The 9,482-nt window shown below is 74.4% G+C and carries 6 protein-coding genes; 5 read left to right on the top strand and 1 reads right to left on the bottom strand.

The features are described from left to right. The first annotated feature begins 106 nt into the window (after window positions 1-106). The gene (locus LG943_RS25425; protein ID WP_270074906.1) at window positions 107-1,423 is read left to right on the top strand and encodes a S8 family serine peptidase; all 1,317 of its coding nucleotides are present in this window, start codon (window positions 107-109) and stop codon (window positions 1,421-1,423) included. A 112-nt stretch (window positions 1,424-1,535) separates the two neighbouring features. Here LG943_RS25425 and eccCa read toward each other — a convergent pair whose 3' ends face one another. Then, window positions 1,536-5,522 carry a type VII secretion protein EccCa gene (eccCa, locus tag LG943_RS25420; protein WP_270074905.1) on the bottom strand — a complete coding sequence of 1,329 codons (3,987 nt, stop codon included), beginning with the start codon at window positions 5,520-5,522 and terminating at the stop codon, window positions 1,536-1,538. Between the two features lie 341 nt (window positions 5,523-5,863). On the opposite strand from eccCa, the gene eccD reads away from it, so the two are divergent. From eccD to LG943_RS25400, 4 genes are all read left to right on the top strand, one after another. Further along, window positions 5,864-7,264 (top strand): type VII secretion integral membrane protein EccD, encoded by a 1,401-nt coding sequence (gene eccD, locus LG943_RS25415; RefSeq protein ID WP_270074904.1) that lies wholly within the window; start codon window positions 5,864-5,866, stop codon window positions 7,262-7,264. Between the two features lie 4 nt (window positions 7,265-7,268). Then, complete coding sequence (eccB, locus tag LG943_RS25410; protein WP_270074903.1) at window positions 7,269-8,720, top strand: type VII secretion protein EccB; 1,452 nt, start codon at window positions 7,269-7,271, stop codon at window positions 8,718-8,720. 70 nt (window positions 8,721-8,790) lie between these two features. After that, a complete protein-coding gene (locus LG943_RS25405) occupies window positions 8,791-9,111 on the top strand; it encodes a WXG100 family type VII secretion target (protein ID WP_333486439.1) in 321 nt (106 codons plus the stop codon). A 31-nt stretch (window positions 9,112-9,142) separates the two neighbouring features. After that, window positions 9,143-9,439: a WXG100 family type VII secretion target gene (locus tag LG943_RS25400; protein WP_270074901.1), complete on the top strand. Its 297-nt coding sequence runs from the start codon at window positions 9,143-9,145 to the stop codon at window positions 9,437-9,439. The last annotated feature ends 43 nt before the right edge of the window (window positions 9,440-9,482 follow it).

Here is a 9,482-nt window from a genome sequence, read left to right as displayed (position 1 = left end):
CGTCACCTCCGCGTTCCTCCGCCGTTGTAGCTTTGCGGCGGGTGGTCCCGGCCGCCGCCGGCGACACCCCCTGCCCTCCGCCCCTCCGCTCCCCGTGGAAGACACCATGACCCCCAGGAAGACCGGGTTCGCGCGCCCCAGGCTCCGGGCGCTCACCCGGGCGGCGGGCGCCGCCGTCGCGCTCGCGCTCGTGCTGCCGCCCGCCCCGGCGGGCGCCTCGCCCTCCGCGGAGCCCTCGGCGTCGCCCTCGCCCTCCCCCTCGGCGTCGCCGTCGCAGCCGGCCGCGCTGCCGCCGATCACGCCGTTCATGCTGGGCGCCTCCGGCGACGACGCCTGTGTCGCGGCCGCCTCCACCACGGTGGAGGAGACGCCCTGGACCCACGTGTCGCTCGGCCTGGACGCCGTGCACCGGCTGACCAAGGGCGCGGGGACGACGGTCGCCGTGCTGGCCGGCGGTGTGGCCGCCGACGGCCCGCTCGCCGACGCGGTGCGCGGCGGCGCGGGCGCGGACTGCCGGGGCTACGGCACGTTCCTGGCCGGGGTGGTGGCAGCCCGCCCGGAGCAGGGCAGCGGATTCGTCGGCGTGGCGCCCGAGGCGCGGATCGTGGGCGTGGCCACCGGTGACCCCCGCTCGGGCGTGGCCACCCCCGCCGAGATCGCGTCGTCGCTGAACGACGCGGTCGCCGACGGCGCCGACGTGGTGCTGGTGGGCGCGGCCGCGTGGGAGAACAGCGGCCGGTTGGACGACGCGGTGGCCGCGGCGGTCGAGGCCGACGTGCTGGTGGTGGCGCCGGCGAGCGTGACCCCGGAGTCCCAGCCGCTGGCCGCCTACCCGGCGCAGGACCCCGCCGTGCTCAGCGTGGGCTCCTACGACCCCGAGGGGGCGCCGGCGGCGGCCTCTCCCCCGGCGGTGCTCGAAGGCGACGAGGCGGCGCGCACCGACGTGATGGCGCCCGGCACGCAGGTGATGGGTGTCGGCCCCGGCGGCGGGCACTTCGTCAGCGGCGGCGACGGGGTGGCGGCGGCGTTCGCCGCCGGGACGGCGGCGCTGGTGCGCGCCCGCCACCCCGACCTGTCGGCCGAGCAGGTGCGGGAGCGCGTCATCGCCTCGGCCTACGGCGCCATGCCCGGCGCCGAGCCCGAGGTGGTGGGGCGCGGCCCGGTCGACCCCATGGCCGCGCTGACCGGCAGCCCCGAGGGCGCCGAGGCGGCGGCCCCCGCCGGCGGCGGCCGGTTCACGCCCGACCCGCCCAGCCGGGGCACCTGGAACGTGCCGGTGACCGTCGCGGTGGCCGGCGGGTCGGCGCTGCTGATCCTGGTGTGCGTGCTGGGCGCGGTGGTGCTGCGGCGGGGCCGCGCGCGGGGCTGGCGCCCGGCGACGGGGCAGCCCGCCACCCCGGGCACCGAGGGCGAGCGCGGCTGACCCCTCCCCGACCGGGTGCGGCCGGCCGCAGTCGGCCGCACGCCGGCGCGCGGCACGGCCCTCGCGGTCCCCGGGCGCGGGCGGGCGCGGCCCGCAGGTCCGCGCCCGCCGGTCAGAAGTCGGCGCCCTCGGCGATGGCCAACTGCACCTCGACGGGGTCGCGGCGGGAGATCCACAGCGCGCGCCCGGGCGGCATCCGGCGGGGCCGGATGTTGCCGAACAGCACGCCCTCCGACTGCGGGGCCGACAGCAGGATGGTGGGCGTGTTGCCGTCGATCAGGGAGCGGATCACCGGGTCGCCCGAGGCCCGCCCGAAACCGCCGGCGGCGTGCACGAGGATCAGGTGCATGCCGATCTCGGCGCCCTGGGAGAGCATCGGCAGCAGCGGGGCCAGCGGGCTGGGGCCGCTGCCCGCGACCATCTCGTAGTCGTCGACGACCAGGAACAGCTCGGGGCCGGTCCACCAGTCCCGCCTGCGCAGCCGGTCGGGCGAGATATCGGGGCCGGGCAGCCGCTCCTTCATGGCGCCGGCGGCGGCGTTCATCATCTCCCGCATGCTGTCGCCGGTGACGGCGTAGCCCAGTTGCATCTCGCGCGGGATCGCGTCGAAGAGCTGGCGGCGCTGGTCGACCAGGACCACCCGCGCGGTCGAGGGGTCGTAGTGCTCGCGGATGGCGTTGGTGATGTGCTGGACCAGGGTGGTCTTGCCGGTCTCGGTGTCGCCGACGACGAGCAGGTGCGGTGTGGCGCCGAAGTCGTGGAAGAACGGCTGCATGCGGCGGCTCTCCAGGCCGAGCGCGACCTTGAGGCCGCCCGCGGCGGTGAGCTGGGCCGGCGGCAGTTCGGCGGCGCGCAGGGTCGGCGGCAGAGTGCGCACGGCGGGCGCCTTGGGCCGGTCGCCCCACGCCTCGGTGATGCGGGTGATGAGGTCGGCGACCCCGGCCGAGAGGGTGACGGGGTCGGCGGAGCCGTCGGCGCGCGGCAGGCCGGTGAGGAAGTGGTACTTGTCGTCGGTGATGCCGCGGCCCGGGATGCGGGGCACGGTCTGGGCGGTGCGCATGTGCACGATGGAGTCGACCGGGTCGCCCAGCCGCAGCTCCAGCCGCGTGGCCATGAGGTCGCGCAGGCCGGTGTGGAAGTCGGCCCAGCGCGGCGAGGCCACCACCACGTGGATGCCGTAGTTGAGCCCGCGCTGCACCAGTTGCAGGACCGAGGCGACGTGGTCGGGGAACTCCTGGCGGATGGTGGCCCAGCCGTCGATCACCAGGAACACGTCGCCGTGGGGGTCGTCGGCGAACTCGCCGCCGGCGCGCCGGCGGCGGTAGGTGGCCATGGAGTCGACGCCGTGCTCGGCGAACTGGGCCTCGCGGCGGGTCAGCAGCTCCTGCAACTCCATGAGGGTGCGCACGATGCGGCGCTCGTCGGTGCGGCCGGTGACGCTGCCCACGTGCGGCAGGCCGCTGAGCGTCTGGAGCACGCCGCCGCCGCAGTCGATGCAGTAGAACTGCACCTGGGCGGGGGTGTTGGTCGTGGCCAGCGACAGCATCAGCAGCGCCAGCAGGGTGCTCTTGCCGCTCTGCGGCCCGCCGGCGATCCCGACGTGGCCGCCGGCGCCCGACAGGTCGGCCTTGAGCGGCAGCCGGGTGTGCTCGAAGGGGCGGTCGATGATGCCCAGCGGCACGGTGAGGCGCCCGGCCTTGGTCCAGGCCAGACCGCCCTGGGGCATGTGCACGCCGACCATGTCCATCAGCTCGGGCAGGGTGGGCGGCACGCCCAGCGGCGGCAGCCAGATCTCGCGGGCGGGCGGCCCCTGGCCCAGCAGGCGGTCCAGTGCGGCGGCGAGCAGGGTGGGGGCGTCCTCGTCCTCGGGCTCCTCCACCGGCTCCTCCACCTGGGGCGCGGGCAGCGGCACGTGGTCGTCGGGGAACAGCACGACCTCGTGGCGGGGGCCGCCGGTGGGGCCGGTCGTGCGCGGTTTGACGCGGTAGGGGCCGGAGACGTAGGCGGCCTTGAACCGGGTCAGGGTCTCGATGTCGCTCTTGAGGTAGCCGTTGCCGGGCGCGGAGGGGAGTTCGTAGGCGTCGGGCACGCCGAGCACGCCGCGGCTCTCCATGGCCGAGAACGTGCGCAGGCCGATGCGGTAGGACAGGTGGCCCTCCAACTGGTGCATGCGGCCCTCGTCCAGGCGCTGGGAGGCCAGCAGCAGGTGCACCCCGAGGCTGCGGCCCAGGCGGCCGATCATGACGAACAGGTCCATGAAGTCGCGGTGGGCGGCCAGCAGCTCGCTGAACTCGTCCACGATCACGAGCAGGGTCGGCATCGGCTCCATGTCCGGGTTGGACTCGCGCGCCTTCTCGTACTCGTGGATGGAGCTGAAGTTGCCGGCCGCGCGCAGGTGCTCCTGGCGGCGGACCAGCTCGCCGTGCAGGGCGTCCTGCATGCGGGAGACCAGGACCGCCTCGTCGGCGAGGTTGGTGATCAGCGCGGAGGTGTGCCGCAGCTTGTCCAGGCCCAGGAAGGTGGCGCCGCCCTTGAAGTCGACCAGGACCATGTTGAGGGTCTCGGGCGAGTGGGTGAGCGCCAGCGCCAGCACCAGGGTGCGCAGCAGCTCGCTCTTGCCCGAACCGGTGGCGCCGATGAGCATGCCGTGGGGGCCCATGCCGCCCAGGGCGGACTCCTTGAGGTCCAGCTCCAGGGGGGCGCCGTCGCCGGTCATGCCGATGGGCACCCGCAGCTTGTTGTTGGGGTGCTGCTCGCTCCAGGTGCGGTAGACGTCGTGGTCGTGCAGGTTGCCGATGCCCAGCAGCGCGGTCAGCTCGAAGTCGGTGGTCAGCGGTTCGGTGACCTCGGTGGTGACGCCGATGCGGTAGGGCGCGAGCAGCCGGGCGAGGTTCGCGGCCCGGTTGGGTCCCAGCGCGTCGGGGCGGCCCAGCGGGGTCTCGACCGCGCGGCCGTTGTTGTCGCGCGACAGCAGCACCAGCTCGCCGGGTTCCACGCGCAGGGCGAGGGTGTAGGGGTCGTCCTCGGGCGGCATGGGGTCGTCGATCTCGATGACGATTCCGTTGCGGTAGCCGCCGCCGAGGAACCGCGAGCCGGCGGGGACCTTGCCGCCGTCGAGGATGACGACCGTGAAGGGCTCCTCGCGGTTGGGCGCGGCGTCGGGGTCGAAGCGGGGCCGGTCGGCCAGGTCGGGGCCGATGATCTGCTCCAGCTCCACCGCGTCGGCGGCCATCAGCCGGACCGAGCCGGCGCCGTCGCTCTGGGTGGGGTGCTGGGTGTGGGGCAGCCACTTCAGCCACGCCCACTCCGCGCGCAGCTCGTCGGAGACGCACGCCGCGATGCGCAGTTCGTCGTGGGGGTGGGCGACCGCGAGCTGGCCGACCAGGGCGCGCACCATGGCGCGCTGGGCGGCGGTGTCGCCGCGCAGCGACATGTGGGCGTAGCCGCGCAGGTACACCAGCACGGGCTGGTCCTGAACCATGGTGTAGGCGCGCAGGAAGCGGCGCAGCGCGTGGGCGCTGAGCGGTTCGAGGTCCTCGACCGGCTTGGAGGACATCGGGGAGATGGTCATGGCCATGGCCTGCTCGCCGACGCCGATGCGCACCTCGGCGAAGTCGTCGTCGTCGGCCCGGCGCTCCCACAGCCGCGAGGTCCGCACGATCGACCACAGGGCGTCGGGATGGGGGGCGCGCCAGAGCATGGCGTCGCGCTGCTCGGTGACGACCTCCCGCAGCCGCACCCGCATCTGCTTGAGGTAGCGCAGGTAGTCCTGGCGGTCGCCGTTGAGCTTGTTGCGGCGCTCGATCATGGTGCGGATGTACTGGCCGCCGAGCATGGCGACCGCGCCGACCAGCATCATGCCGCCCGCGATGTAGGGCATGTAGTTGGAGCCGCCGCCGCTGCCGCCGCCGAAGCTGCCGGGCCGGATGAACATCATCAGCATGGCCATCGAGGTGAGGGCCATGGGCAGGTAGGTCACGACCGAGGACATCGCCGACTGCGGCTCGGCCAGCTCGGGGGGCTCCTGCAACGAGATGGTGCCGGCGGGCATGTCGGGCCCGGGCCGGCGCGGGGGCCGGCGGACGAGGATGGTGCTCACGAAGTCCTCACGGAAACGGTGTCCTCCACTCCCAGTACACGGCCCGTCCACGGTGGCGGCGCGGGAGGTGCGCCACCGGTCGGCCGGGTGAGCCGAACGGGAACATCCGGCGACGCCGCGGGGCACCGCGCGCGAAGAGTGGCCGCGCGGCGCGGGCGGCACGGGTTCAGGGTGCCGGCGTCCACACGGATGCCACTAAACACTAGCGTTGCCATGTGATATCAAGTAAGCCCAACGCAGACACAACATAGGGCCACGCGACCGTCACGGGGCGCCGACCAGCCCGCACGCTTGTCACCCTCCTCCTTTCGCTTCCCGAAAGCCGCACCTGGGTAGGCCGTATGAACGACCCCACCGCCTCGGACCTCTGCCGGCTGCTGGTCCGCGCTCCGAGCCGTTCGTTCGAGATCGCCGCGCCCACCGACATCCCCGTCGCCGAACTCGTGCCCACCCTGGTGCTCTACGCCGAGGGCGACGAGGGCGAGGACCTGGACGAGGCCGGTCTCGAACACGACGGCTGGGTGCTCCAGCAGCTCGGCGACGAACCGCTGGACGAGGACGAGACCCTGCGCAGCCTGGGGCTGTGCCACGGCGAGACGGTGTACCTGCGGCCGCGCCGCGACCAGTTGCCGCCGATCCACTTCGACGACCTCATCGACGGCGTCGCCACCGGCATGTCCGAGCGGCCCGACAAGTGGCGCCCCGCCTACACCCGGGTGCTGCTCCAGTCGCTGGCCCTGGCCGCCCTGTTGGGCGCGCTGCTGGTGCCCGCCGCCGGCGGCATGACCCTGCTGACCGCCGTCACCTGCGCCTTCTCGGCCCTGGTCATGCTCGCCTCGGCGTGGGCGGCCTCGCGCGCCATGGGCGACCTGCCGGCCGCCACCGGCCTGGCCGCGGCCGCCGCCCTGTACCTGGCCGTGGCCGGCGCCGCCATGCCCACCGGCGAGCCCGGGATCTCGCTGCTGGGCGCGCGGCTGCTCACCGGCGCCATGACCGGCGCGGGCGGCACCGTGCTGGGGGTGGCGGCGGTCGCCGGGTCGGTGCCGTTCTTCACCGGCCTGGTCGTCACCGAGATCCTGCTGGTCCTGGGCGCCCTGGGGCTGATGCTGCTGCCCAACGCCTCGCTGCCCGCCGTGGCCGCCGCGCTGGCGCTGGTCGCCCTGCTCGTGGGCACCTTCGCCCCGCAGTTGGCGTTCCGCATCTCCGGGCTGAAGCTGCCCCCGCTGCCGGCCAACCCCGAGCAGCTCCAGCAGGGCATCGACCCCTTCCCCGCGCGCGACGTCCTGGACCGCAGCGCGCTGGCCGACAGGTTCCAGACCGCGCTGCTGGCCGGCACCGGCGCGGTGCTGGCCGTGTGCCTGGCGGTGCTGGCGGTCTCGCCCGGCTGGGTCGCCCCCACCGTCTGCGTGCTGGTGGCGCTGGTCATGCTGCTCCAGACCCGCGGCCTGGGCAGCGCCTGGCAGCGCGCGTTCATGACCGCCCCGCCCTGCGTCGGCCTGGCCGTGCTCGTGCTCGCCTTCGCCTTCGGCTCGGGGTGGCTGGGCCGGTCGCTGGTCCTGCTGGCGATCTTCGCGACCGTCACGGTCCTGCTGATCCTGTCGTGGAACCTGCCGGGCTCCCGTCCGCTGCCGCACTGGGGCCGCGCCGCCGAGATCATCCAGTCGCTGATCACCGTCGCGATCTTCCCGCTCGTCCTCGCGGCCTTCGGCGTGTTCAGCGCGCTCCGGGCGATCGGCGGCTGAGCACATGCAGACCAGACGCGACCGGGTCCAGGCGTACAACTTCACGGTCGGCCGCCTGGGCACCGCCATGCTGGAGGGCGACCCCGACGCCGTCGACGCCCCCATGCGCCGCACCCGCACCGGCACCTACATCGGCGTGGCCCTGGGCGCGCTCATCTGCGTGGGCTTCCTCGTCTTCGGGCTGATCTTCCCCGGCGGGTCCACCAACTGGCGCCAGGACGGCAACCTGGTGGTGATGCGCGAGACCGGCGCCACCTACATGTACGGCGGCGGCATGCTGCGCCCGGTCGCCAACTACGCCTCGGCCCGGCTCATCGCCGGCGGCGAGCCCCAGATGAGCCGCGTCTCGGCGGAGGCGGTCATGGGCGAGCGCGTCGGCGCGCCCGTGGGCATCCCCGGTGCGCCCGACACGCTCCCCGCCCTGGACTCCGGCGCCACCAGCGTGTGGCGGCTGTGCGCGCTGCCGCCCGAGGAGGACGGCGGCGCGCCCCGCACCGCCCTGACCGTCGCCCCCGACACCGGCGACGGCGTGCCGCTGGAGGACCGCGCGGTCCTGGCCGCCGGCCCCGACGGCACCCACCACCTGCTGTGGAACGGCCGGCGGCTGCGCTTCGACGACGAGGCGGGCGCCCTCCAGGCCCTGGGCTACGGCACCACCCCCGCCGTCGAGGTCTCCGCGGAGTTCCTCGCCACCGTGCCGGCGGCCGCCGACCTGAGCGCCGTGGAGGTTCCCGGCGCCGGCGAGGCCGGCCCCGACATCGGCGGCGCGCCCAGCCGCGTGGGGCAGGTGTTCACGGTGAGCGGCGGCGGGCAGGGCGACCAGCACTTCGTGCTGACCCGCGAGGGCCTGGCACCGCTCACCGTGACCGACGCGCTCCTGCTGCTGGCCGACCCCGGCATCCGCGAGTCGGTCTTCGGCGGCGGCGACCCCGCGGCGGTGGCCGTCGACGCCGGCGAGGCCAGCGCCCACCTCGCCGAGGACGCCGGCCCGGTGCGCCCGGAGGCCGACGGCCTGCCGGCCCAGCCGCCCGAGATCGCCCCCGCCGAGGAGGGCGCCCCGTGCCTGCGGGTGACCGGCGGCGAGGCCTCCATCGGGCTGTACCCGCCCGACGGGGTCGCCGCCTGGCCCGTCCCCGAACTGCCCGGGGTGGCCCCCGGCTGCCCCACCCCCGACCTGATCGGCATCCCCAACGGCGGCGGCGGTGTCGCCGCGGCCCAGCCCGCGGCCGGCCGCACCGGCTCCCCGGCCCTGTACCTGGTGTCGGACGCCGGCGCGAAGTACCGCATCCCCGACACCCAGGTCCTGGAGGTCCTGGGCTACCAGCCGGCCGACACCGTGCCGGTGCCGACGGCGCTGCTGCGCCTGCTGCCGACCGGCCCCGACCTCTCCCCCGATACGGCGGCGCTGCCCGTGGCCGACGCGGCCGCCCAGGCGGAACCCGCCTCCTGTCCCTGACCGCCTATCCGACTTATCGCATCCGACCCAGGCAAGCACACCGCGAAGCGAGGAGCCCGCAATGGCCGACATGAGGAATACCGAAACCGCCAACCGGATCGCCCGGGTGGCGATGGAGAACGCGCACTCCACGTGCAACAGCATCTACACCCGCATCGACAGCGCCCGCGACCAACTGCGCCCGTCCTGGCAGGGTGACGCCTCCACCGTCTACCAGGAGGCCATGGTGCAGTGGCTGGAGGAGCTGCGGCTCATCACCAACGACATGAGCGCCAAGATCGGCGAGTGGGGCGGCACCACCCGCGCCATGCACACCACCGAGGACTCCAACCTCCAGCTGAGCAGCAGCTGGATGGGCCAGCTCAACCCCAACCAGCCCAGCCAGGCATAGCCCCGGTCCCCAGCACAGATCAGGAGACACAGTGAGCGGCTTTGAGATCACCTATGCCCGCGTGGCCGACATCACCGCGGACATGGAGCAGGCGACCAACGACGTGCAGAACGCGCTGAACACGCTCGCCGACGAGATGGCGACCGTGCGCGCCGACCTCGAGGGCTCCACGGCCAGCAGCTACGACCAGGCCATGATCAACTGGCAGAACAACGTCGACGACATGCGGTTCCTCCTGGGCAAGGCGAAGGAGGCCCTCCAGCACGTCGCGAACAACTACAACGAGACCGACCTGCGCGAGGGCGCCCTCTGGGAGGCCCTCAAGTAGCACGGTCGCGCTCCGGCCGCGCGGCGGCGCGCACAACGGCGTG

It is taken from the genome of Streptomonospora mangrovi, assembly GCF_027604915.1.
In the GTDB taxonomy this organism is placed as follows: Bacteria; Actinomycetota; Actinomycetes; order Streptosporangiales; family Streptosporangiaceae; genus Streptomonospora; species Streptomonospora mangrovi.
This window is presented reverse-complemented; position numbering and strand designations above follow the sequence as displayed.

What these genes read in the sequence shown, in the direction of transcription:
- LG943_RS25425 (WP_270074906.1), top strand. Translation starts at nt 107, where the DNA reads ATGACCCCCAGGAAGACCGGGTTCGCGCGCCCCAGGCTCCGGGCGCTC.
- eccD (WP_270074904.1), top strand. Translation starts at nt 5,864, where the DNA reads ATGAACGACCCCACCGCCTCGGACCTCTGCCGGCTGCTGGTCCGCGCT.
- eccB (WP_270074903.1), top strand. Translation starts at nt 7,269, where the DNA reads ATGCAGACCAGACGCGACCGGGTCCAGGCGTACAACTTCACGGTCGGC.
- LG943_RS25405 (WP_333486439.1), top strand. Translation starts at nt 8,791, where the DNA reads ATGAGGAATACCGAAACCGCCAACCGGATCGCCCGGGTGGCGATGGAG.